Here is a 23,870-nt window from a genome sequence, read left to right as displayed (position 1 = left end):
CGGAACGACTAATGTGAACAGCTTACATCTCACCCCGTGCGCGGCGGATGGCATACCATTTGGCGACATTGGCATTGTGCTGCTGCAGCGTGTCGGCGAACACATGCCCGCCGGTGCCGTCCGCCACGAAATAAAGCGCTGAGCTCGTCTCCGGATCGAGCACCGCATCGATCGATTCGCGGCCGGGGTTGGCGATCGGCCCGACCGGCAGGCCGGCGCTGGCGTAGGTGTTGTAGCCGTTCTTCGCCTGAAGCTCCGACCGCAGGATGCGGCGGCCGAGCGGCTTGCCCTTGGTGATCGGGTAGATGACTGTGGGGTCGGCCTGCAGCGGCATGCCGCGCTTCAGCCGGTTCGTATAGACCGCGGCGACCATCCGCCGCTCGGACGGCTTGCCAGTTTCCTTTTCCACGATCGAGGCGAGGATCACCGCCTCCTCCGGGGTGGAAACAGCGATGCCGGGCTTGCGCTTCTTCCAGGCGGCGGCGAGGTAATCGGCCATCGCCTTCTGCATGCGGGCGACGACCGCGGCACGGGTGTCGTTCAGCTGATAGGCGTAGCTGTCGGGCAGAATCGACCCTTCGGCGGGGACCGGCACCTCTCCCTCCAGCCCTTCGGCACGCATCAGCGCCTCATGAACGAGGATCGAGGGATAGCCTTCGGGTACTGGCACAAGGCGCTGGCGGACCTTGCCTTCCTCAAGCAGGGTCAGGATGTCGGCTGCGCTGGCGCCCTTCGAAATCGCATATTCGCCGGCCTTGATCGGACGGCCCGTGCCGAACACACGCGCATAGCCGCGGAAGCGCCAGGCGGAACGGAGTGCGCCCTCCTTCTCCAGCTGCGCGGCGGCCCGGGCGAGGCTGGCGCCTTCGGGTACGACGACCGCCAGCGGCTTGGTCGCGGGGCCAGGACCGGACCAGTCGCGCGCGATCCAGAACAGGCCGGCGATCAACGCCAGCCCGATCAGCAGTCCGAAACACCCCGTCTTGCGCATGCCTATACCCTGGTGAGGACGCGCGGCGGAGGCGGGCGGCGTTCTGCCGTCCGCTCACCCCGCCTGCGCGCGGTCGGTCAGATCGCCTTCATCACCAGCGATGCGTTGGTGCCGCCAAAGCCGAAGCTGTTGTTGAGCACGGCACGAACCTGACGCTTCTTCGCGACATGCGGCACGAGGTCCACGCCCGCGCAATTGTCGCTGGGGTTGTCGAGGTTGAGCGTCGGCGGCACGATCTGGTCGCGCATGGCGAGGATGCAGAAGATGCTCTCCACCGCGCCGGCACCGCCGAGCAGGTGGCCGATCGCCGACTTGGTCGAGGACATGGACAGCGAGCCAATATGGTCGCCGAACAGCCGGCGAACCGCGCCAAGCTCCAGCTCGTCGCCCAGCGGGGTCGAGGTGCCGTGAGCGTTGATATAGTCGATGTCCTCAAGCCGGAGCCCCGACTTGCGCATCGCCATCTCCATCGAGCGGAACGCGCCCGACCCTTCCGGATGCGGCGCCGTGACGTGATAGGCGTCACCCGAAAGGCCATAGCCGATCACTTCGGCATAGATCTTCGCGCCGCGTGCCTTGGCGCGCTCATATTCCTCGAGCACGACGACGCCGGCACCCTCGCCCATCACGAAGCCGTCGCGGTCCTTGTCGTAGGGGCGGCTGGCCTTTTCAGGATTGTCGTTGAAGTTGGTGCTGAGCGCGCGCGCCTGGGCGAAGCCGGCGATGCCGAGCGGGCAGATCGCGCCCTCCGAACCACCGGCGAGCATCACGTCCGCATCGTCCATCGCGATCATCCGCGCGGCGTCGCCGATCGAATGCGCGCCGGTCGAACAGGCGGTCACGACCGCATGGTTCGGGCCCATCAGGCCGTATTTGATGCTGACCTGACCCGAGATCAGGTTGATCAGACGACCGTGGACGAAGTGCGGGCTGACGCGGCTGGGGCCCTTTTCATGGCGAACGATCGATTCGCTTTCGATCCCCGGCAGCCCGCCGATCCCGGCACCGATCGAACAGCCGGCGCGATAGCGCTCCTGCTCCGACATCTCGGTGAGGCCGGCGTCCTCGAGCGCCTGGCCAGCCGCATCGATGCCGTAGACGATGAACGGATCGACCTGGCGCTGGATCTTGTGATCGACCCGCTTGCCGGCGTCGAAGCCGTAGGGGTGATCGGCCGGCTTCACCTCGCAGGCGATGCGGCACTTCTGGTCCGAGGCATCAAATCGCGTGATCGGGCCTGCGCCCGACTTGCCAGCGATGATATTGGCCCATGCTGTTTCCACGTCTGCCCCAAGCGGGGTGACGAGACCAAGACCTGTGACAACGACGCGGCGCATTGCGCAACTCCATGAACATTACAACGAAACGGCCCCCCGCCCTCTAGCCGGGGACGGGGGGCCGCTCAAATCCGGTGCGAAGCAGGAGCGAACGTCATGCCGCCCCACCCCGCGGGCGATCAGCCCTTGTGCTCGTCGATATAGGTAATCGCATCGCGCACGGTGGTGATCTTCTCGGCAGCGTCATCGGGAATTTCCACCCCGAACTCTTCCTCGAACGCCATCACCAGCTCGACAATGTCGAGGCTGTCCGCGCCGAGATCGTCGATGAAGCTCGCGTCCTCGGTCACCTTGTCGGCCTCGACGCCGAGATGCTCGACGACGATCTTCTTCACGCGGTCGGCGGTCTCGCTCATAATAATTCCCTTTGTTTCGTCGGGGGGTTGTAGAATCCTGAACGCAGGTAGAACGGGCCTCGCTGCGATACAAGTCTGCTTTAAATCATCGCCATGCCGCCGTTGACGTGCAACGTCTGCCCGGTGACATAACCTGCCTCGCGCGATGCAAGGTAGACGACGGCGGCGCCAATATCCTCGCCAGTACCAAGATCACCAGCCGGAATCTTCGTCAGCAGCGCAGTCTTTTGCGCGTCCGGCAGCACATCGGTCATGGCAGAGCGGATGAAGCCTGGCGCGACACAATTGACCGTGACGCCGCGGCTGGCGAGTTCCTGCGCCACCGCCTTCGACATGCCGACAAGCCCGGCCTTCGACGCGGCATAGTTCGCCTGGCCGGGGTTGCCGGTCTGGCCGACCACCGAGGTGATCGACACGATGCGGCCGAAACGCTGCTTCATCATCGGCTTGGCCGCCGCGCGGATGAGGCGGAACGCGGCCTCGAGGTTGACGCGGATCACCTGATCCCATTCGTCATCCTTCATCCGCATGGTGAGGTTGTCGCGCGTGACGCCGGCATTGTTGACGAGGATGTCGAGCCGGCCGCCAAGTGCCTCGACCGCGGCCGGCACAAGCGCGTCGACGGCGGCCGCATCGGAGAGATTGGCCGGCACCGCGACGTGATCCGCGCCGAGGCTGGCGCGGAACGCTTCCAGCTTCTCGACATTGGATCCCGATACCGCCAGTCGTGCGCCCTGCGCGGCGAGCGCCTGTGCGACGGCCGATCCGATCCCGCCCGACGCGCCGGTGACCAGCGCCGTCATGCCCGTGAGGTCGAACATCAGATTTCCTCCTTCACAGCGCCTTCAGCAGCGCTTCGATATCATCCATGGACACGATGCTGATCGCATTCGCATCCGGCGAAATGCGCTTCACCATCGGGCCGAGCACCTTGCCGCCGAACTCGACGAAGTCGGTCACCCCTGCCTCGGTCATCGCCAGCACCGATTCGCGCCAGCGGACCATGCCGGTGACCTGTTCCACGAGCAGCCGGCGGATCGTGTCGGGATCGCTGACCGGTGCAGCAAGGACGTTGGCGTACACCGGGACGAGCGGCGCGGCGATTGCAGCGTCCGCGAGCGCGGCGGCCATCGCGTCGGCCGCGGGCTGCATCAGCGAGCAATGAAACGGTGCGGAAACCGGGAGCGCAATGCCGCGCTTCGCACCATGATCCTTGGCAATCGCGATGGCGCGATCGATCGCGGCCTTCGTTCCCGAGATCACGACCTGCGAGGGGTCATTGTCGTTGGCGACGGTGCACACATCGCCTTCCGCCGCGGCGGCAGCGATCGCCTGTGCCTTGGCCAGATCCGCGCCGAGAAGCGCAGCCATGCCGCCCTCACCCACCGGCACCGCTGCCTGCATCGCCTGGCCGCGCAGCTTCAACAGGCGCGCGGTTGTCGCAAGATCGAAAGCGCCGGCAGCGCACAGCGCGGTATATTCGCCCAGGCTGTGGCCAGCGACGAAATCGGCCTTGTCGGCCAAGCGCACGCCGCCTTCCTTCTCCAGCACACGCAGCGTCGCGATGGCATTGGCCATGATCGCGGGCTGCGCATTCTCGGTCAGCGTCAATTCGTCAGCAGGCCCTTCGGCCATGAGGCGCGAGAGATTCTGGCCCAGCGCATCGTCAACCTCGCCAAAAACCTCGCGCGCGGCGGGGCTGGCGGCTGCCAGTGCCTGGCCCATGCCGACGGCCTGGCTGCCCTGGCCCGGAAAGATGAACGCTCGCATCGGTCGCTCCTGAATTGGAAGAGGGGCGCGGTAGGCGTGGCAGGGCGCAGCGGTCAACCGCCGGTGGTACGGACCAGTACCATTTCGGTGCCCGGTGCGAACATCCTGCGGGCGATCGACGCGGGTACCAGCGGCTCCAACCCAAGGGTGCGGAGCAATGATCCGAGCCGTGTCGGCGGCGGCGGATAGCGGTCGATCACCTGACCGGACGGTGCCTGATCGACCGGCGCTACCACGAGGTGCGGCAGGGCCTTGTCAGAAAGATCGAGCGGCAGCGCGCGCACGTTGCTCTGCCCGATGAAGGCCATCGATATGTCGGCGCGGCGCACGATGTCGGCATCAGCGGCGATCACCTCTCGGGGATGTGCCTGCGCGGCACGTACCAGCGCCTCCATCGGCCAGCGGGGATGCGCGTTGCCGACGCTCATCAGCAACAGGTTCGTCGACACGAGCAGCGCGATGATCAGCGCGCCGAGGCGGCGATCGAGTCGATCGAGCCAGATCGCCAGTACGATGACCGCGACGATCGCGGCGAGCATGAAGTAGCGCGGGTTCAGGACCAGTTTGGTGTACAAGGCCGCGACGAGAAGGAAGCTCACCCCCGCCATCGCCGCGAGCAGCGTCAGCGGAGCGCGGCGCTGAGGCGGGGTGAGCGACCATGCGCCGCGCCATAATGCGGCGCCGGCGAGCCAGAAGAGCAAGCCGAAGTCATCGTTGATTAGAAGGACAAGCACGGGGTCGATCGGCGGCCAGAGAAGGAAATTGCCCTCCCGGTTTGCGGCGCGGTTGATGTGCTCGTCGTGGTGAAAGGCGATGGTGTAGCGGCGCAGCGGATCGCCCGTCAGGGACCATTGAAACAGCGCCTCGCCCGCCAGCACCGCTGCTGCACCGAGGCCGCAGGCGATCAGGAGCCGGCGCGACACGGGTCGGCCGAGAAGAAGCGCAGGGCCGAGGGCGGCGAGCGCGAGCACGCTCGTTTCGCGGCACAGCACTGCCGTGCCGAACAGCGCGCCGCCGAGCGCCGCACGGGTCAAGCCCCGGCGATCGTCGTTGGCGCTGCCGACCAGCCACGCGCCACCGATCAGCGCCGCCACCTCGATAAGATCGACACTGACTGTGGTGGCGTCCGTGACCACTACCGCGAGCGTGGCGGTGAGCAGGGCCGCGATCCAGCCGCTCCGCTCGCCTGCAAGCTGCGCCGTGAAGCGACCGACGACTGCCACCAGCAGAAGGTAAAACAGGACCGCGGTGACCCCGAACGCCGCATAGTTGCGGCCGACCGCTGCGAGCACCGCGGCAAAGCTCACCGTCAGCGGAAAGCGGGTGGACCAGTGATCGCTGCCGGCAAAGGGCGGGTCGGTGAGCCAGCGAACGGCGCCGGCATAATAGAGCGAATCGTCGGACGCCATGAAGCCCACCCAGCCGACGAACAATGCCGCAGTGATGCCGGCCAGCAGGAGCAGCGCCCAGCGCAGCCGCGCGCGGACATCGACCAACGGCATTGCCGACGCCGGTGCACGGGCCGCCCTGCCCCTTCCTTCACGCGCAAGAAGAATCGCCATCGCGGCGCTTCTAGGCCGATCCGGTATAGAAATGCTTGTATTCTGAACGTCGATTCAGCTTCGCAACGATCCTGCGACAAATCGCGACCATTTCGCCCGCTCACTGTGACAGGTCGGATACATCCCTGCCCCAGATAGGTCTCCGACGCCGCGGTATCGGCGCCTGCAAGAGAGTGAAGAGGAGCAGTCAGATGTTCAAGAAGCTGATCAAGGCGACGGTTGCAGCCTCGCTGGTCGCCACGCCGGTGATCGCCAGCACCGCATCGGCGCAGCATCGCGAGACGACCACCCGCACGGTTCAGCATCGCGGCAACGGCACGGTCGTGAAGCACACCACCGTCACCCGTCAGCCGACCTATCGCGACTGGCGCAAAGGCGAGCGGTTCGACCGTCGATATGCCCGCAACTATCGCGTGGTCGACTATCGCCAGTTCCGCGGCAAGCGCCTTTATGCGCCGCAGCGTGGACAGCAGTGGGTCCGGTCGGGTCATGACGCCCTGCTCCTGGGCCGCAACGGCCAGATCGTGACGATCGTTAGGGGCGCCTTCCGCTAAGGCTTGCAATTTGACCCGCTCCCGGTACAGGAGCGCAGAGCATGGGCGGGGAGCGTCGACTCCTCGCCTTTTGCTGTTGTGGACGACAGCCGGAGGGGCATGGCATGGGGCCATGTCAGCGATCGGCCAACGAAGGAAAGCACATGGCTCTTTACGAGCACGTGTTCCTTGCGCGCCAAGATTTGGCACAGGCGCAGGTGGACGCGATGGCGGAAGCCGTCACCAAGATTGTCGAAGATCATCAGGGCAAGGTCGTCAAGACCGAGACCTGGGGCCTGCGTTCGATGGCATATCGCATGTCGAAGAACCGCAAGGCTCACTATGTCATGCTCGAGATCGACGCGCCCGGTGACACCGTCGCCGAGATCGAGCGCCAGCATTCCATCAACGAGGACGTGATCCGCTACATGACCGTCAAGGTTGACGCGCATGAGCAGGGCCCGTCGGTGATGATGCGTAAGCAGGAACGCGACCGCGAGCGCGGCCGTCGTCGTGAAGAGGAGAACGCATAATGGCACGCCCCTTCTTCCGTCGTCGCAAGAGCTGCCCCTTCTCCGCGAAGGACGCTCCCCGGATCGACTATAAGGACGTGCGTCTGCTGCAGGGCTTCGTGTCCGAGCGTGGCAAGATCGTTCCGTCGCGCATCACGTCGGTGAGCGCCAAGAAGCAGCGCGAGCTCGCCCAGGCGATCAAGCGCGCCCGTCACCTGGGCCTGCTGCCCTACGTCGTTAAGTAAGGAGAAGAGCAGATGGACGTCATTCTGCTTGAGCGCGTCGAGAAGCTCGGCGCCATCGGCGACGTGGTGAAGGTGAAGGATGGCTTCGCCCGCAACTACCTCCTGCCGAACAAGAAGGCGCTGCGCGCCAACGAAGCGAACCGCAAGGTCTTCGAAGCCAACCGTGCTCGCATCGAGTCGGAAAACGCCAACCGTCGTGGCGAGGCCGAGAAGGAAGCGAAGAGCTTCAAGGACGCACAGGTCACCATCATCCGCCAGGCGTCGAACGTCGGCCAGCTGTACGGCTCGGTCGCGGTTCGCGATCTGGTCGAGGCGCTGAACGAGGCTGGCCACAAGGTCGCCAAGTCGGCCGTCGTGCTCGACCGTCCGATCAAGTCGATCGGCGTGTACGACGTGAAGGTCGCGCTGCACCCGGAAGTGTCCGTGACGGTCAAGGTCAACGTCGCACGCTCGCCTGAAGAGGCAGAGATGCAGGCGGCTGGCGTGGACGTCATGGCACAGGTCTTCGAAGAAGGCCGTGACCAGGGTGGCTTCCTGGAGAAGTTCGACCCTAACGCAGAGCCTGGCGCCACCGCCGAGGCCCGCGACGAGGCCGAGGAGCCGGCGCAGGGCTGATCGGCCCTTGGCTGTGCGATGCTTGAAAACCCGTCCGGCATCACGCCGGGCGGGTTTTTTCTTGTCTGACGCCCCCCGATTGGCGGCTAATCTCAGGTGCGGAGGAACCGGACCATGTTGATGCTGCTCGTCCTGCTGCTGTTCGTCGCGACAAGCAGTTGCGTCGCCCTCCGCGCGAACAAGCGCTTCCACAGTGCGGACCGCCTTCCGATGCAATGGAGCCTGACGGACGAGGTAAACTGGTCCGCGCCGCGACCGGTAGCGCTGGCCTTCATGCCCGTGCTCACCGTTCTCCTGCTCGGCTTCGCGACCGGGTTGTCGCTGTCGGTCGCACCGCGCCCAGGACAGGAGCATTTCGCACTGCCCGTGCTGGTACTGATGGGCGCGGCGCTACTCGCCGGTCAGCAACTGCATCTCTGGCTGGCTTGGAGGGCGCTGAACCGCGGTAAGGAGCAGCGGCTCTGAAATCAAAACCTGCCCTGGCGGCTGCCGACACCAATCATTCCCGCACGTCAGCTTTGCCCAGCCAAGCCTTGCCATCCGCAGCGACGGGAGCGCACAGCCCCTGCCCTTAGGGCCGTTCGGTTACCCCATGCCAGGCGCTGCGCATCATGCGCTGGACTCGGGCGCGGCTGCGTTCGGACAGGGCGCGCAGCCGCTCGCCAGCCGCCGAGATGCCCGACGATCGATCCAGCCCCTCGACCTGCATCACCCACAAGGCGCGGAAGGCGCCATCCGGGCGGCGCAGCAATTGCTGCGGTGGGCCATCCTCGATCACCCGTCCCTCCGATACGACCACCACGCGGTCGAAGTTGACGATCGTAGAGAGGCGGTGCGCGACGGCGATCACGGTGCGGTTCTGGATCAGAGCCTCCAGCCCATTCTGCACCTCAAGCTCGGATTCGGAATCGAGCGCCGAGGTCGCCTCATCGAGAAGGACGATCCGGGCATTCTTCAGGAAGGCACGCGCGATGCCGATTCGTTGCCGCTGACCACCGGACAGATTGGTGCCGCGTTCACCCACGATGCTGTCATAGCCATGCGGCAAGCGGCGGATGAAATCATCGCATCCCGCCGCCTCCGCCGCGCGGAACACCTCCTCATCATCCGCGTCGGGGCGGGCGAAGCGGATGTTCTCCATCACCGAGCGGTGGAACAGCAATACCTCCTGCGGGACCACGGCGACCGCATCGCGCAAGCTTTCCTGCGTGACGCTGTCGACGCGTTGCCCATCGATCAGCACGTGCCCGGCCTGTGGATCGTGGAAGCGCTGAACCAGCTGCAACATCGATGACTTGCCGGCCCCGGACGGACCGACGATCCCGACCTTTTGGCCGGCGGGGATCTCCAGCGACAGATCGTGCAGGATCGGGTGGCGCGGATCATAGCCGAAGGTGACGTGGTTGAATTCCACCCTGCCCTCACCCACGCGAAGCCGCGTCGCGCCCGGTGCATCGCTCAGCGTCTGCGGCACGCCAATGATATCGAGCGTCTCACGCAGATAGCTGAACTGCTGGCTCACATCGATCAGCGCCATGGCAAGATCGCGCGAGCCGTGGAGGATACGGAAGGTAAGCGTGCTGATGACGACGACGTCGCCGGTCGTGATGTTGCCATCAGACCAGCGCCCGATTGCCCAGATCAATGTCCCGCCGACGAAGATCGCCAGCGACAGATCGTGCAGCCCGCGCATCCGCTCGACAAAGAACCAGCCGCGGCGTTGGGCGATCGCCTCGTCATCGAGGAAGCCGCGCAAACGGGACATCTCACGCTCGCCGGCAGCAAAGGCCTTCACCACCCAGATGTTGCCGATGAAGTCGACGAGCTCACCGCCCACCGTGCCGGCGTGTTCGGCAAACGCCTTGTGATGGACATGGCCGCGCAGCCCGAGCAGCACGAGGCCGAGTGTCACCACCACGAAGATCCCGCCGAGGACGATCGCCATGCCCACGTCGATCGTGATGAAGATCAGCATCGCCCCGGCGAACACGATCAGCGGCGGCGTTACCTCCTGCAGCAGGCGGTGGATGATGGCGCCGAAGATGCCTGCCAGCCCGGAGATCCGATGCCCCAACGAACCGGCACGTTGGTTCTGGAAAAACGGCATCTGATGACCGGTGAGGTAGTTCACCATGTCGAGCCGGATCGCGACGCCGGACACGACGGTCGCCTGGCCGAGCGTCAGCGCGGCGAGCCGTTGCAGCAGGCTTTCGATAATGACGAGGCCGAGGAACGCTGCCAGCGCGGCATAGACCGCAGACCGGATGCGATCGTCGCCGGTCATGGTGTCGATCAACACCTTCATCGCATATTGGACGCCGATCGAACTGACCGACGCGCCAGCGACCAGAAGGCCCAGCAGCAGGAATATCCAGGGTCGGGCCGCCACATAATGCAGCAGGAATCGCGTGGGATTAACCAGAAAGGGCATTGCTGGATCGTAACTGTTCATCAACGGTAAAGCCCGAGCGAGACGACCGATGCCAAGACGCGAAAGAAATGTTGCGCTTGATCATCAAGGCAACACAACTTCGCTTTATTTCATTGGTTTCGCGCATGCAGGGCAGCATCGCGCCGCCCGCTGCCCCAGGTCGCGCGAAAAGACCAACAATTTGTGCTGAATTGCCGCCACGCCGTGCGTCCGTTGCGACGAGTCAGCGGCGCGGTTGGGGAAGCGGGTAAAACGGACGCGCTTGATCGGACGGTGATAAGGGACGGCTCTGCCGACGGGCAGAGCCGTCCTTTTGTCAGCGCGTCGATACGTTGAGCGCCACGTCAACATTGCCCCGCACCGCGTTGGAATAGGGGCAAACTGCGTGCGCGGCCTGAACAATCTCTTGGGCCTGCGCTTGGTCCACACCAGCGATGGTGACGTCAAGCGCCACGGTAAGCGCGAAGCCCCCGCCGGCCGCGGGCTGAAGCCCCACATCAGCGATCACCTCGATATCGTCGTCGCGGACCTTCACGGCCTTTCCGCGGGTCACATGGATCACGGCGTTTTCGAAATATGCGGCGTAGCCGGCAGCGAACAATTGCTCCGGATTGGTCGCTCCACCCTTTCCACCGAGTTCCTTTGGCATCGCGAGCGAAAGATCGAGGATGCCGTCCTCGCTTCGCACGGTGCCACTGCGGCCCCCGACAGCCGTTACCTTCGTCGTGTACAATGCGCTCATCTCGTTCCTCCAAAGCTTCCGAGAGGCTATATTCGGTTGCGCGCAATGTAATTGCAAGGGTGACCATAAGAACAACGCCCGCCCTTGAGGATCAAGGACGGGCGTCGCTCCATGTCGATGTAATGGCGGATCAAGGAACCGTGACGCACGCTCCCACCACGGCAGCAAGCGGGATCAGGGCGAGCACGATCGGAACGATCTGTTTCATCGAAGCAACCTTGAGTAACGTTTCCGCTACAATGCGGCACTGCCGCAAAGGTTGCGCCAAGCTTAACGACACCATGCCGGCCGCGGGTGGTGCCGACGCCCCGAAGGGCGCCGGCGGGAGCCGTCAGGCGGCTTTTGCGGCCTCCTCCTGGCGCTTCATCAGAACGCCTGCGCGCCAGTAGTGGAAGATGCCCCACGGCGTCAGCATCGCCACCGAGAACATCGCCCAGCGGAGCGATTCACCACCATAGGTGGGCCGCAGGAGATCGCTGATCTGACCGACCGCGAACGGCCCGAGGCCGAGGCCAAGCAGGCTGGTCGCCAGCAGCGTCAACGCCGCCCAGGTGGCACGCAGCCGCAGCGGCGCGAGGTGCTGGATCATGGCGTAGGTCGGGCCGATGTACGCGCCGGCGAAGATCGCCGCGACGAAGTACGAGCTGAGCGCGAGCCACAGGTGATCGACGAAGTAGAAGCCCAGCGCGAACGGAAAGGCGATGATCTTCAGGACAACGACGACATAGCTTTGGGCATAGATGCCCTTGCTCTTTGCCACGCGGTCACACAGCCAGCCGCCCAGCATGGCCGAGAAGCCCGCAATCAGCGCCGCGGGCAGTGCGACATATTTGGACACGTCGAGGATCGACATGCCGAGCGAGCGCTGCATGTAGCTGGGTCCCCAACCGGTCACGGCATAGCCGACCAGCGAGGTGATGGTGATCGCCGCGACGAGGTGGAACGCCGCCCGATTACGCCACATCGAAGCGATGCCCTGCCACATGCCGATGACTGGCGCGTCGGCGGGCGCCGCGGGTACCTTTCCGTCGGCGAGGCCACGGCGCGGCTCGACCACGAACAGCTTCATGATGATGGCCAGCACGATCCCGGGAAGGCCAACGACCATCAGCGCGACGCGCCAGCCGTAGGAGTGCGCCACAAACCCGCCGATCACCATGCCGAGCCCACCGCCAAGCAGCACGCCGAGCGAGTAGATCGCCATAGCGCTTGCGCGCTTCTCGGGGGGATAGAGATCGGCGATGATCGACTGGCTGGGCGGGCCAAACCCGGCCTCCCCGATGCCGACGCCAATACGGGCGAACATCAGATGCACGAAATTCTGCGCGAAGCCGCACAGCGCCGTCATGGCGCTCCAGAAGGCAATGCTGATTGCGATGATGTTGCTGCGGCTTGATCGATCCGCGAGGCGCGCGATCGGCAGGCCGAGGGTGGCGTAGAAAATGGCGAACACGAGGCCGGACAATAGCCCAAGCTGGGTGTCCGAGAGGTGCAGGTCCGCCTTGATCGCCTCCAGCAGGATCGCGAGGATCTGCCGGTCCATGAAGCTGAAGAAATAGGCCGTGGTCAGCAGTGCCAGCGTCCATCCGCGACGGCTGAGTGCCTTCCTGTCACGGTCATCATGCACCCATGTGGTGCTGGCATCCATATCGCTCTCCTACGCTTGTATACGCCCTTCGATCTTTAACGAGGCGAAAGGAATACACCAGTGGCATTGGTACGGGCAGCAATGTTTCGCAACAATGCTGCCCGCCGAAGGTCAAAAGGCCTGTGAAACCGCCGCTTTCAGGGTGAACCCGAGCGGCGACGCAGTGAAGCTGTCGTAATTGGGGTCAAGGCGCGCAAACGGCGGGTCGCGGTTGAAGATGTTGACCGCCGCAAGCGTGAAGTTCGTGCCGGTGTCAAGCGCCAGACGGTACGTCGCATCGAACGTCCGCCAAGATCCGATTTCCTTGCCGCGGGTTACCGACGCTCCAGCCAGTGCACCCGCGTTGGGCCCGAAAATGGCGGGACCGCGCTGATCGGTATAGCCGTCGACATAGTTGAACTGGAGCCGCAGCGAATGTGGCCCGGTGTCCCCCTGCACGTACCAGTTCCCGCGCCATTGCGGGATCGGGTATGCGGTGGTCTGGAAATTCAGCTTTCCGACCGCATCGAAGGCCGGCTGCACCAGAATGCCTTCGACGAACAGATCCTTGATATCATAATCGATGACATAGGTCGCAGCGCCGCCCACGGTGAGTTCGACGGGGCCGAGTTCACCGCGATAGCTGGCGGTGAAATCAAGGCCGGACGTCTTCACGTCTGCGCTGTTGAACACCTGCGTACGCAGGCGGCTGACATTGTTGATGCCGCAACCCGCTGCGTTGAAGGTGAAGCGTGACTGGAGTGCGGCAAAAGCCGGATTGCCGCAATTGGCGGTGCCACTCGCGCCGAACAAAGCATTGGCCAGCCCGGACACCGGCTCCGATTCGATCGGCCCCTTCAGGTCGTAGCGCCAATAGTCGAGGCTGGCGTTGAACGGCCCGCGATCGATCAGGATGCCGCCATTATAGGTGGTTGCGCTTTCCGGGCGCAGGTTTGGATTGCCGAAGATCTCCACCGCGCGGAAACCGGTGCCGATCACCTGCAGCGACACGCCGGAGCCCGACAGGTTCTGAGGCGGCGGCCCACGGAAACTGGTGCCGACGCCGCCGCGGATGCCGAGCCAGTCGGTCAGCTCGATCTTCAGGCGCGCCTGCGGATCAAAGGTGGAGCCCACGTTGCCGCGGTAATCCTCATACCGCGCCGACAATTGCAGGTTGATCGCGTCGATGATCGGGATCTGCAGCTCGGCGAACAAGGCGTACACATCGGCATCCGCCGTGCGTTCGGGATTGGTGCCGAGGAAGCCGAGCGCCCCGGTTTGCGGGTTACAGGTCGCATTCGGGTTGAGCGGCGTTCCCGGGCACGGCGTCACAGCGATATTGGCGTCGTTGTTGAGCAGCGTCTGGAACGTGTTCTTGCGATACTGCCCGCCCACCGCAAACCCGATATCCCTGTCGGCCCACAGCCGGATGCCGGTACGCCCCGAAAGCGCGACGTCGCCGACATATTGCTGGGTACGAACCTGCGTGTTGGGCGTGCGGAAGAACAGGTCGATCGTCGCCAGGTCGTTGATGAGGCCAGCGCCGGGCGAGAGATTGAAGCCGGCAGGATTGCGCGTGCCCGCAAAGTTAGGGTTGAGGATGCCGGTGACCGCGTTAGCCGGTATCGCGGTGGAGAACGGGTTGAAGAACGTACAGCCGTTGGTGCCCGCGAGGCCCGCCAGCTGCGCCGGGGTCAGGCCAGCGCGCGAGGCGGTCGACGCATAGGCGCAATTGGGGCCGCCGAAGCCCGCCATCGCATTCTGCAGCAGATCGCCGAAGGTGTCGGTGCCGTCATAGTCGCGATGATATTCGCTGAAGGTGAAGCCCGTCGTGAAATCGATGTTGCTGCTGACTTCTATATGAAGGTCGGCGGTGAAGCGCATCGCCTCCGTCTCGCGCTTCGAGACGGCGGAGCCGCGATCGTTGCTGCGGCTCTCGAACAAGGGATTGCCGCCCAGCAGGAAGGGCCGGAACAGCACCGGCAACGCGACCGCGCTGTCGAGTGCGCCGGACGCAGAGCGCGAGCACCCCGCCTGCGCGCCGTACAATGCGCAATAGTCACGCAGCGCCGGTGCATAGCCGGGGATGACGAACAGCGAGCCATTGCCGAACGCCGCGTTTGTCGATGGCGGAAGCGTCGGCAGGTAGCTGGGCGAGCTCGTCACCCGGGTGTTGGTGAACGAATACAGTCCCGTCAGGCGAAGCGACGCATTGTCAGCCACGTCGAACTCAGTGTCGAGGAAGGCCTGGAAGCGCTCCTCCGGCTCGATCAGATTATCGAACTGGCCGAATTGCGTGAAGCAACGGTCGGTGTTGGAGCCGGGCGCGCTGCGGAAGCCGCCGAGCCCTTCGCAGCCGAGATCAGTCGTGAGATTGATGCCGCCGACCGTACCGTTGAAATCGAAGTTGCCGGGGCTGCCGCCCCCGGTCCACGCACCTTGTGGGTTGGTGGGATAGGGCTGCACCGCGAAATCACGATCGGTGAAGCGAAGCTCGGAGCGCCGCTGATAGCCGATCGAGGCAAAGACACGGAAATTGTCCTGTTTGTGCCCGTACGACGCCGCCGCACCGTAATCGCCGTTCGACCCCTTGATCCAGCGATAGTCACCGGAAACGAGGAAGCCTTGCTGATCGGTGCGCGTGATGAAGTTCACCACGCCCGCGATGGCGTCCGACCCATAGGTCGCCGCGGCGCCATCTTTCAGGATTTCGACCCGGCCGATCGCGGAGGTCGGGAACATGTTGACGTCGACGATCGGGATGCCGAGCCCGGATGGCACCATGCGCTTGCCGTTGAGGAGCACCAGGGTACGCTGCGGCCCCAGACCACGCAAGTTGACCGAGGCAACACCTTCGGAGCCTTGCGCGCGCGTGTCGAACTGATTGGCGTCACCCACCGTGCCGTTCGCCACGGTCAGGTTCTTGAGCAGATCGACCGCCGTCGGTGCGCCCTGCTTCGCCAGTTCCTCGCTGGAGATGACATCCACCGGCACGGCCAAGTTCTCCGGCGTGCCGCGGATCAGCGTGCCGGTGACGACGATGTCGGGTGCCGACGTATCGTTGGTGGCCGGTGCCGACTGGATGGCCGTGGGGTCGCCGCCGATCTGTGCGTGCGCCGTTCCGGCGGTGAGAAGGGCCCACGCGAGCGCCGAACATGCGGTGCCGCGGACGAAAAGCGCTTTCGCCATCATCTCTCTCCCGATGCGGTCAGCCTCTATTCGGGCCGTACCGTATCATCGAATAGACGACGCGCTTTCCGTAAGGTCAAGCGGCAATGCGGCTCATGACCTTTCGGCAGAATAAAAATGGCGGGTGTTGCAGAGAACACCCGCCGCCATACCGAAATTACTGTAACGTGTTTTAATATCCGTTGAGCCGCGCAAAACGGTCACGATGGTAGCTGGCATTGCCCCACATCGTCTCCAGCACGGCGGAGCGCTTCAGATACAGGCCGGCATCATATTCGTCGGTCATGCCGACGCCGCCGTGCAGCTGCACCATCTCACGGCTGACGAGACGCAGCGTGTCATTCGCCACTGCCTTTGCCAGGCTGACAGCCTGATCGACGTCCGAACGGTTTGCGTCGATTGCTTCCAACGCGCCCTCAACGGCGGACCGCATCAGCTCGATCTCGGTCTTCATCTTTGCCATGCGGTGCTGCAGCGCCTGGAAGGTCGACAGGACCTGGCCGAACTGCACGCGCTGCTTGAGGTAGTCGAGCGTCTGGCTGAACGCGTTCTCCGCCATGCCGAGCATTTCCGCTGTGGTGACGGCAGTGGCGCGATCGACAATGGCGCGGCTGAGCTCCGGCCCGCCGAGCTTCTCAGCCGGCGCATTGGTGAAGGTGACGTCGGCATGGCTGCGGCTGTCGGCCATGCGCCGCGTGTGGACGGTGACCCCCTCACCCTTCGCCACGGCATAGAGGCCATCAGCAGCGGCGACGACGAACACGTCAGCGCCGTCACCCTCGGCGACGAACTTCTTGGTGCCGCTCAGCAAACCGCCCGACACGGTGGTTTCGAGATTATCGACACCGGTGTGCAGCGGGCATTCATCGATCGCGAGCGTGGCAACCGCCTCGCCGCTGGCGAGCTTGCCCAGCCAGTCGGACTTTGCCGCGTCGGACGTACCCGTCGCGATCGCGCTTGCCGCGACTGCGGTCGAAGACAGCGGGCTCACAGCCAGATTGCGGCCGAGCTGCTCGACCACCAGTCCGAGCGATAGATAACCGAAGGCAGAGCCACCGAATTCCTCGGGGATGAGAATGCCCGCCCACCCCATCTGGCCAATCGTATTCCATGCCTCGGGATCAAACCCCTTGGCCGGTGCTGCGTCGCGCAGCTTGCGGAACGCGGTGGTCGGCGACTCATTGTCGGCCCACTCGCGCGCCATGTCGCGCAACATCACCTGTTCGTCGTTCAGCAACGCCATTTCTCAAACCCTTTAACGAAGGACCTGCCGGGGAGGGCGGACGTCTGTGCGCCCGCTCCTCGACCCGGCCCTCTCCGACGCGTTCGCCCGCGCCTAACCGAATAACAAACCAGCGATTACTGGTGGTCGAGCATCCCCAGGATGCGCTTCGCGATGACGTTGTTCTGGATCTCGGTCGAACCGCCGTAGATCGACACCGCCTTCCCCCACAGCCAAGTGCGGGTTGCCGCCAGTTCCTCGTTGCTGAAGCCCTCGCCTTCCCAGCCAAGGCCCTGCATGCCCATGATCTCGATCGCCAGCTCGGCGCGATCCTGAGTGATGCGGGCGCCGACGTTCTTCATCACGCTGGTGGCGGCGGACGGACCGGCATTGCCCTTGGCCTCGAGTGCCGCACGGCGCAGCGTGAGCGCGAAGGCGCGCTGGTCCATCTCATGCTTGATGATGCGGGTGCGCAGGTCGCTGTCAGCGAGCTTCCCTTCGGCATCGACCCCGCGATACTTCTTCGCGATCGACGGGATCTGCTCGCCCTGGTTCATGCGGCCCTGCGAGCCGCCGCCGCCGGAAAGCGAATTACGCTCGTGCTGCAGCAGGCGGGTGCCGATGGTCCAGCCCTGCCCTTCCTGGCCGACCAAATTCTCCTTGGGCACCTTCACGTTGGTGAAGAAGGTCTCGCAGAAGGGCGAGGCGCCAGAGATCAGCTTGATCGGGCGGGTTTCGACGCCCTCGGCATTCATGTCGATCAGCAGGAAGCTGATGCCGGCATGCTTCTGCGTCTTGTCGGTGCGCACCAGCGCGAAGCACTTGTCCGCCCACTGGCCGCCGCTCGTCCAGGTCTTCTGGCCGTTGACGATGTAATGATCGCCCTTGTCCTCGGCGAAGGTCTGCAAGGACGCGAGGTCCGAACCTGCGCCCGGCTCCGAATAGCCCTGGCACCAGCGCACTTCACCGCGGACGATGCCGGGGATGTGCTTCTGCTTCTGCTCCTCGCTGCCATATTCCAGCAGCGTCGGCCCGAACATCATCACGCCCATGCCGCCGATCGGGTTCCAGGCGCCGATGCGCGCCATCTCCTCACCCAGCACGCGCGCCTGTTCGCGGGTCAGCCCGCCGCCGCCATATTCCTTCGGCCAAGTGGGCGTGCCCCAACCCTTGGCGCCCATCGCCTCGCGCCACGCCTTCTGCTCGGCGGTTTCCTCCGTCGGACCGTCGACGGCCGACATGGCGTTATCCTTGCCACGCAGGCTTTGCGGGAAGTTCGCTTCGAGCCAGGCGCGCGCCTCAGCGCGGAAAGCATCAATCGTGTCTGCGGAACGGTCCAGTTCGGCGGCGCTTGCCATCAATCATTTCTCCGAAGCCGATTCTGAATATCGGGTATGGCGCACTCATGCCACGTTTCCGATGGCAAGCAAAGCGACAACTGTTACCTGTTCGTCTATGCGGTTTCGCCAGAAGGTGAGCTGATGCGATTCGATCATCCAGCCGTGCCCGTCGCGATCGCAGCGATGCTGATCGATTCCATCGGTTTCGGGATCGTGCTTCCCGTTCTGCCGGCGCTGATCGTAGAGCTCGGACGCGTCGATCTTGCCGAGGCGACGCGGATCGGCGGCTATCTGCTGGCGGTCTACGCCGTCACCCATTTCTTTGCTGGTCCGGTAATCGGCAGCCTTTCAGACAGATACGGCCGACGGCGCGTATTGCTGATCAGCGTGTGCTGCTTCGGGATCGACTACGCCTTCATGGCCTTTGCGCCGTCGCTCGGCTGGCTGTTTGCAGGCCGCGCCATCGCCGGAATCGCGGGCGCGACCTATGGCCCGGCCAATGCCGTCATCGCGGACGTCACGCCGCCCGAGCAACGCGGGCGGATGTTCGGCCTGCTGGGGGCGGCGTTCGGTGGCGGGTTCATCCTGGGGCCGGCGATCGGCGGCTTGTTGGGTGACCTGGGACCGCGCGCGCCCTTTGTCGCCGCGGCGGCGCTGGCCTTCGCCAATGCGGGGCTGATCCTGGCGGTGATGCCGGAGACGCTGGTGCCGGAGAACCGCCGCCCCTTCGACTGGCGCCGTGCCAATCCGGTCGGCGCGTTTGTCCCGCTCTTTCACGCCGGCGGTGCTGCGGCGCTGCTGATCGGCGCGTTGCTGTGGCAGATCGCGCATATGGTCTATCCCTCGACCTGGACCTTTTACGTCAGCATCGCGCTGGAGTGGGACAGCAAGGCGATCGGATGGTCGCTGGCCGCGTCAGGCCTGTCGATGATGCTGGCGCAGGTGTTTCTGATCGGGCCGACGATCAAGCGGTTCGGGGAGGATCGTACGGTGCTGATCGGGCTGACGGCGGGGGTGATAGTCTTTGCGCTCTACGCCTTTGCGCAGCAGGGGTGGCAGCTCTACGCGCTGATCGCGGCCGGGGCGGTGACCGGGCTGGTCGGACCGTCAATCAATGCGATCCTGTCGACCCGCGTCGACGCCGCGAACCAGGGTGCGTTGCAAGGCGGGCTGGCAAGCCTCTCCAGCGTCGCGGCCATCGTGGGCCCGCTGGCGATGACCCAAGCACTGGCCTTTGGTGCCGAGCGCGGCCATGCGGGCGGTGCGTTCCTGCTCGCCTCCTTGCTATGTGCCGTCACCTTTGCCGTGTTCCTGTTGGGCGTGGTGCGGCGTCGCGCGGTGCTTGCCTGATCGGCCCCAGCCCCCATCTGGCCCACGAACCACAAGGGAGAATTGCATGATCGATCTTCATTATTGGCCGACACCAAATGGGCACAAGATCACGCTTTTCCTGGAGGAAACCGGCCTTCCCTACCGGATCATTCCAGTGAACATCGGCACTGGCGAGCAGTTCAAGCCCGACTTCCTGAAGATCGCGCCCAATAACCGGATGCCGGCGATCGTCGATCATGAGCCTGCCGATGGCGGTGCGCCGATCTCCGTCTTCGAATCGGGCGCTATCCTGTTGTATCTGGCCGAAAAGACCGGGCGCTTCGGAGGGGACACCATGCGTGCGCGGGCCGAGGTGAACCAGTGGCTGATGTGGCAGATGGGCGGTCTGGGACCGATGCTGGGGCAGAACCACCATTTCCGCAATTACGCGCCCGAGAAGGTGCCCTACGCAATCAACCGATATCTGAATGAAACCAATCGCTTGTACGGCGTTCTTGATCGTCGCCTGGCAGATCGACCGTTCGTGGCGGGCGACGATTACACGATCGCCGATATGGCGAGCTATCCCTGGATCCTGCCCGAGGCGCAGGGGCAGGACCTGAGCGAATTTCAAAACATCGCGCGTTGGCACGCGGCGATCAAGGCGCGGCCGGCGACCGAGCGGGCCTATGCCAAGGGGAAGGAGATCCAGCCCGCGCCGGCGCCGATGTCCGACGAGGCGAAGAAGGTGTTGTTCGGCCAGACCGCGAATACGGGGCGCTGAGCCGGCCCGCCATCATACCCCGCTGGCCTGCTGGCGGGGTATCATGGCCTGTTACCGGAGATTATTGGCCGCGAACCGAGACATCGCGGCCAGCACCTTCAATTCTCCCGGCCGGGACGGCGGCTGCCGCCGGTATCGAGGTGGAAGCCGGCATCGACCCGCCAGGTTTCGCCGGTAATCGCGCGGCCGGCGGGGTCGAGCAGCATCTCGATCGGGCCGGCGATATCCTCCGCCTGCGGAGCCATCGCCATCGGGGTACGGCGCGCGACATTGGCGTCGAGCTTTGCTTTGCCCTCCACGCCGAGCGACTTTTCGAACCAGCCGGTGCCGACATAGCCGGGCGCGACGGCGTTGACGCGGATCGCCGGCGCCAGGACGCGGGCGAGGCTTTGCGTCATGGTGATCAGCGCGCCCTTGGAAGCGGCATAGGCGATCGAGGAGCCGACGCCGTGGATGCCGGCGATCGAGGCGATATTGACTACGGCGCTCATCGGCCCTTCGCGCATCGCGGGCGCAGCGGCGCGGACCATCTGGAAGGCGGCAACGGTGTTCAGCCGGTAAATGTCGATGAAATCGTCGGCGTCGAGGCCGTCGAGATCCTCATGCATGACATGTTTGGTACGGCCGGCATTGTTGACGAGGAAATCGAGCCGGCCGAAGGTGTCAGTGGCGGCGGCAACGAGCTTCCGACATTCGGCGTCGTCGGCGATGTCGGCCTGTACCGCGATCGAGCCGTTGCCGACCTCTGCCGCCACCGCCTCCGCCTCGGCACGGCTGTGCGCATAGTTGATGACGCTGCGCACGCCGCGTGCCGCGAGCCGGCGAACCACCGCTGCCCCGATCCCGGTACCCCCGCCGGTGACGATTGCCACTCCGCCGTCCATTTGACTCTCCTTTAAATTCGAATGTCGCGTATGGCATTCGGCAGCGGCGCCCGCTAGCGCAGGAATCATGGAGAGAGTTGAAGACCTGCTCGCACGGGATTTCGGCACCTTGCCGGACCTGATCCGCCGCTACGCCGCCAACCAGCCCGACAAGCTGGCGATCGCCGATGGCGACGCGCACATCACCTATGCCAAACTGGACCGGGCAATGGACCGCGCCGCGGCAGCGCTTCAGCGCGACGGCACGGCGCAGGGACAGGCGGTGGCGATCGTCAGCTATCCGAGCGTCGCGCAGTCGATCGTGTTCCTGGCCGCGGTGCGCGCCGGTTCGATCGCAGCGCCGATCCAGCCATCCGCCACGCCCGAGCAGATCGCCGGCATGGTGGAGGACAGCGGCGCCAACCTCGTCTTCCTCGATCGCGCCAATGCCGATGCGCTGGCCGGCCAGACGATGTCGGCCCGGATCGTCATGCTGGAGGAACTGGACCAGTGGCTGGCGCCGGAGGAGAGCATGCCGACGCCGGTCGAGATCGCGCCGCTCGACGGGTTCAACATCATCTATTCGTCGGGCACGACCGGCATCCCCAAGGGGATTGTGCAGAGCCACACGATGCGCTGGCAGCATCTGTCGCGCAACAGCACGGCCGGGTTCGACACCGCCGTCACGCTGCTGGCGACGCCGCTATATTCGAACACCACGCTGGTCAGTTTCCTGCCGACGCTCGCCTGGGGCGGCACGGTGGTGCTGATGAAGAAGTTCGATGCGCGCCGTTATCTGGAGCTGGCGCAGCAATATCGCGCGACGCACACGATGCTGGTGCCGGTGCAATATCAGCGCATCATGGCCCTGCCCGATTTCGACAATTTCGACCTCAGCGCCTTCCGCTTCAAGACCTGCACCTCAGCGCCGTTCAAGGCCGAGCTGAAGCGCGACATCCTGAACCGCTGGCCGGGCAAGCTGGTGGAATATTACGGCATGACCGAGGGCGGCGCGTCATTCATCCTGGTGGCGGACGAGAACCCCGACAAGCTGCACACCGTCGGCAAGCTGTCGCCCGGGCATGAGGCGTTGCTGCTGGACGAGGACGGCAACGAAGTGGCGCCCGGGGAGATGGGCGAGATCGTCGGGCGCTCGCCGGCGATGATGAACGGTTATCACAAGCGCGAGGGCGCCACGCGCGACGCGGAATATCATGACGCGGAGGGCAGGCGCTGGATCCGCCACGGCGACGTCGGGCGGATCGACGAGGACGGCTTCCTGATCCTGATGGACCGCAAGAAGGACATGATCATTTCGGGCGGGTTCAACATCTACCCGTCCGATCTGGAAGCGGTGCTGGCGCAGCATCCGGCGGTGGCCGATTGCACCGTCGTTGGCGTGCCTAGCGAGGAATGGGGCGAGACGCCGGTCGGCTTCTACGTCCCCCGCCCCGGCGCTGCGGCGAGCGCGGAGGAGGTTCGCGCAGCGGTCAACGAGAAGCTGGGCAAAACCCAGCGACTGTCGAAGCTGTACGTCACCGACGAGCTGCCGCGCAGCGCGATCGGCAAGGTATTGAAGCGCGAGCTGCGCGATCGGCTCGCCCAGGGTGAATTCGAAGGGGTGAATGCATGACGAGCCTGAAGCAGATCCTGGACGGTCTGACCCCGCTGGGCGATGGCCCCGGCTGGCGCGGCGAGATCCCGGACGGGTGGCTGCAGGGGCGGACCGGCTATGGCGGGCTGTCGGCGGCGATCGCGCTGCACTGCGCGATGCAGTCCGACACCGACCTGCCCCCGCTGCGGTCGGCGCAGGTAAGCTTCATCGGCCCGCTGGCCGGGCCGATCTTGGTAACGGCGCACCGGCTGCGGCGTGGCAAGAATGCGGCGTTCATCCAGGCCGATATTGAAAGCGAGGCGGGGCTTGGCCTGCGTTGCACCTTCGTCTTCATGCGCGCGATCGAGAGCGAGCTGGATTATGCGGTGACGACGGTGCCGGACTTCGCGAAGCCGGGGCCGGAGGAAACGACCTTCAAGGGGCATCCGGCGGTCGCCTTCACGCAGAATTTCGAGTTCCTCGACCGCCGCGATGGGCCGAACCTGCTGCCCGCCGAATGGCTGCGCTGGACGCGGCTCAACGAGCGCGAGGGGCTGGACCCGATGGTGGAATTGCTCGCGGTGGGTGACTGCCTGCCGCCGGCGACGCTGCGGCTGATCGGGCGCAACGTGCCGATGAGCTCACTGACGTGGATCCTGAACGTGCTGGGGCCGACGCCCACGACCGAGGACGGCTGGTGGCTGCTCCGCTCCAACGCCGATTATGCGCGGGCGGGCAGTTCGTCGCAGCAGATGGGCATCTGGAACAGCCGGGGCGAAATGGTCGCCGAGCAGATGCAGTCGGTGGCCGTGTTCGCCTGATTGCACATTGCCGGGCGCCGCGCGA

Annotated in this window: 22 protein-coding genes; 9 read left to right on the top strand and 13 right to left on the bottom strand. The window is 64.9% G+C overall.

The window, feature by feature from the left end:
• Positions 1-22: 22 nt before the first annotated feature.
• The 6 genes from mltG to ACH0BU_RS03460 form a co-directional block, all read right to left on the bottom strand.
• Positions 23-991: an endolytic transglycosylase MltG gene (mltG, locus tag ACH0BU_RS03485; protein ID WP_500263769.1), complete on the bottom strand. Its 969-nt coding sequence runs from the start codon at positions 989-991 to the stop codon at positions 23-25.
• Between the two features lie 77 nt (positions 992-1,068).
• Positions 1,069-2,328, bottom strand: a complete 1,260-nt coding sequence (gene fabF / locus ACH0BU_RS03480; RefSeq protein ID WP_125944918.1) for a beta-ketoacyl-ACP synthase II — start codon at positions 2,326-2,328, stop codon at positions 1,069-1,071.
• A gap of 119 nt (positions 2,329-2,447) precedes the next feature.
• Positions 2,448-2,684 carry an acyl carrier protein gene (locus ACH0BU_RS03475; RefSeq protein WP_046410516.1) on the bottom strand — a complete coding sequence of 79 codons (237 nt, stop codon included), beginning with the start codon at positions 2,682-2,684 and terminating at the stop codon, positions 2,448-2,450.
• 80 nt (positions 2,685-2,764) lie between these two features.
• On the bottom strand, positions 2,765-3,505 hold the full coding sequence (gene fabG, locus ACH0BU_RS03470) for a 3-oxoacyl-[acyl-carrier-protein] reductase (RefSeq protein ID WP_145119080.1): 741 nt from the start codon (positions 3,503-3,505) through the stop codon (positions 2,765-2,767).
• Between the two features lie 13 nt (positions 3,506-3,518).
• Positions 3,519-4,454, bottom strand: a complete 936-nt coding sequence (gene fabD, locus ACH0BU_RS03465; protein ID WP_125944916.1) for an ACP S-malonyltransferase — start codon at positions 4,452-4,454, stop codon at positions 3,519-3,521.
• A 53-nt stretch (positions 4,455-4,507) separates the two neighbouring features.
• Entirely contained in the window at positions 4,508-6,016 is a 1,509-nt protein-coding gene (locus ACH0BU_RS03460) for a glycosyltransferase family 39 protein (protein WP_500263768.1), read from the bottom strand.
• Positions 6,017-6,207: 191 nt separating this feature from the next.
• On the opposite strand from ACH0BU_RS03460, the gene ACH0BU_RS03455 reads away from it, so the two are divergent.
• From ACH0BU_RS03455 to ACH0BU_RS03435, 5 genes are all read left to right on the top strand, one after another.
• Positions 6,208-6,570: an RcnB family protein gene (locus ACH0BU_RS03455; protein WP_145119073.1), complete on the top strand. Its 363-nt coding sequence runs from the start codon at positions 6,208-6,210 to the stop codon at positions 6,568-6,570.
• Between the two features lie 143 nt (positions 6,571-6,713).
• Entirely contained in the window at positions 6,714-7,082 is a 369-nt protein-coding gene (gene rpsF, locus ACH0BU_RS03450; protein WP_046410507.1) for a 30S ribosomal protein S6, read from the top strand.
• Complete coding sequence (gene rpsR, locus ACH0BU_RS03445; RefSeq protein WP_007403456.1) at positions 7,082-7,306, top strand: 30S ribosomal protein S18; 225 nt, start codon at positions 7,082-7,084, stop codon at positions 7,304-7,306. The genes rpsF and rpsR overlap by 1 nt, the downstream gene beginning before the upstream one ends.
• Before the next feature lie 12 nt (positions 7,307-7,318).
• On the top strand, positions 7,319-7,921 hold the full coding sequence (gene rplI, locus ACH0BU_RS03440; RefSeq protein ID WP_136451167.1) for a 50S ribosomal protein L9: 603 nt from the start codon (positions 7,319-7,321) through the stop codon (positions 7,919-7,921).
• 114 nt (positions 7,922-8,035) lie between these two features.
• A complete protein-coding gene (locus tag ACH0BU_RS03435) occupies positions 8,036-8,386 on the top strand; it encodes a hypothetical protein (RefSeq protein ID WP_500263767.1) in 351 nt (116 codons plus the stop codon).
• A 106-nt stretch (positions 8,387-8,492) separates the two neighbouring features.
• Here the strand turns inward: ACH0BU_RS03435 and ACH0BU_RS03430 are convergent, their stop codons facing one another.
• From ACH0BU_RS03430 to ACH0BU_RS03405, 6 genes are all read right to left on the bottom strand, one after another.
• Positions 8,493-10,352, bottom strand: coding sequence for an ABC transporter ATP-binding protein (locus ACH0BU_RS03430; RefSeq protein WP_500263766.1), 1,860 nt, complete (start codon positions 10,350-10,352; stop codon positions 8,493-8,495).
• 316 nt (positions 10,353-10,668) lie between these two features.
• The gene (locus tag ACH0BU_RS03425; protein ID WP_500263765.1) at positions 10,669-11,094 is read right to left on the bottom strand and encodes an organic hydroperoxide resistance protein; all 426 of its coding nucleotides are present in this window, start codon (positions 11,092-11,094) and stop codon (positions 10,669-10,671) included.
• A 331-nt stretch (positions 11,095-11,425) separates the two neighbouring features.
• On the bottom strand, positions 11,426-12,742 hold the full coding sequence (locus tag ACH0BU_RS03420) for a spinster family MFS transporter (RefSeq protein WP_500263764.1): 1,317 nt from the start codon (positions 12,740-12,742) through the stop codon (positions 11,426-11,428).
• Positions 12,743-12,853: 111 nt separating this feature from the next.
• A complete protein-coding gene (locus tag ACH0BU_RS03415) occupies positions 12,854-15,910 on the bottom strand; it encodes a TonB-dependent receptor domain-containing protein (RefSeq protein ID WP_500263763.1) in 3,057 nt (1,018 codons plus the stop codon).
• Between the two features lie 172 nt (positions 15,911-16,082).
• Positions 16,083-17,153 carry an acyl-CoA dehydrogenase family protein gene (locus ACH0BU_RS03410; protein WP_296222468.1) on the bottom strand — a complete coding sequence of 357 codons (1,071 nt, stop codon included), beginning with the start codon at positions 17,151-17,153 and terminating at the stop codon, positions 16,083-16,085.
• A gap of 116 nt (positions 17,154-17,269) precedes the next feature.
• Positions 17,270-18,490 (bottom strand): acyl-CoA dehydrogenase family protein, encoded by a 1,221-nt coding sequence (locus ACH0BU_RS03405; protein ID WP_500263762.1) that lies wholly within the window; start codon positions 18,488-18,490, stop codon positions 17,270-17,272.
• Positions 18,491-18,613: 123 nt separating this feature from the next.
• On the opposite strand from ACH0BU_RS03405, the gene ACH0BU_RS03400 reads away from it, so the two are divergent.
• Entirely contained in the window at positions 18,614-19,822 is a 1,209-nt protein-coding gene (locus ACH0BU_RS03400) for an MFS transporter (protein ID WP_500263761.1), read from the top strand.
• 46 nt (positions 19,823-19,868) lie between these two features.
• The gene (locus tag ACH0BU_RS03395; protein ID WP_500263760.1) at positions 19,869-20,567 is read left to right on the top strand and encodes a glutathione S-transferase N-terminal domain-containing protein; all 699 of its coding nucleotides are present in this window, start codon (positions 19,869-19,871) and stop codon (positions 20,565-20,567) included.
• A 98-nt stretch (positions 20,568-20,665) separates the two neighbouring features.
• On the opposite strand, the gene ACH0BU_RS03390 is transcribed toward ACH0BU_RS03395, so the two are convergent.
• The gene (locus ACH0BU_RS03390; protein ID WP_500263759.1) at positions 20,666-21,451 is read right to left on the bottom strand and encodes an SDR family NAD(P)-dependent oxidoreductase; all 786 of its coding nucleotides are present in this window, start codon (positions 21,449-21,451) and stop codon (positions 20,666-20,668) included.
• Positions 21,452-21,518: 67 nt separating this feature from the next.
• On the opposite strand from ACH0BU_RS03390, the gene ACH0BU_RS03385 reads away from it, so the two are divergent.
• Both ACH0BU_RS03385 and ACH0BU_RS03380 read left to right on the top strand, forming a co-directional pair.
• A complete protein-coding gene (locus ACH0BU_RS03385; protein WP_500263758.1) occupies positions 21,519-23,063 on the top strand; it encodes a class I adenylate-forming enzyme family protein in 1,545 nt (514 codons plus the stop codon).
• Positions 23,060-23,845 carry a thioesterase family protein gene (locus tag ACH0BU_RS03380; protein ID WP_500263757.1) on the top strand — a complete coding sequence of 262 codons (786 nt, stop codon included), beginning with the start codon at positions 23,060-23,062 and terminating at the stop codon, positions 23,843-23,845. Before ACH0BU_RS03385 ends, ACH0BU_RS03380 begins: the two co-directional genes overlap by 4 nt.
• The last annotated feature ends 25 nt before the right edge of the window (positions 23,846-23,870 follow it).

The sequence above is a fragment of the Sphingomonas olei genome, assembly GCF_045369765.1.
Lineage (GTDB): Bacteria > Pseudomonadota > Alphaproteobacteria > Sphingomonadales > Sphingomonadaceae > Sphingomonas > Sphingomonas panaciterrae.
This window is presented reverse-complemented; position numbering and strand designations above follow the sequence as displayed.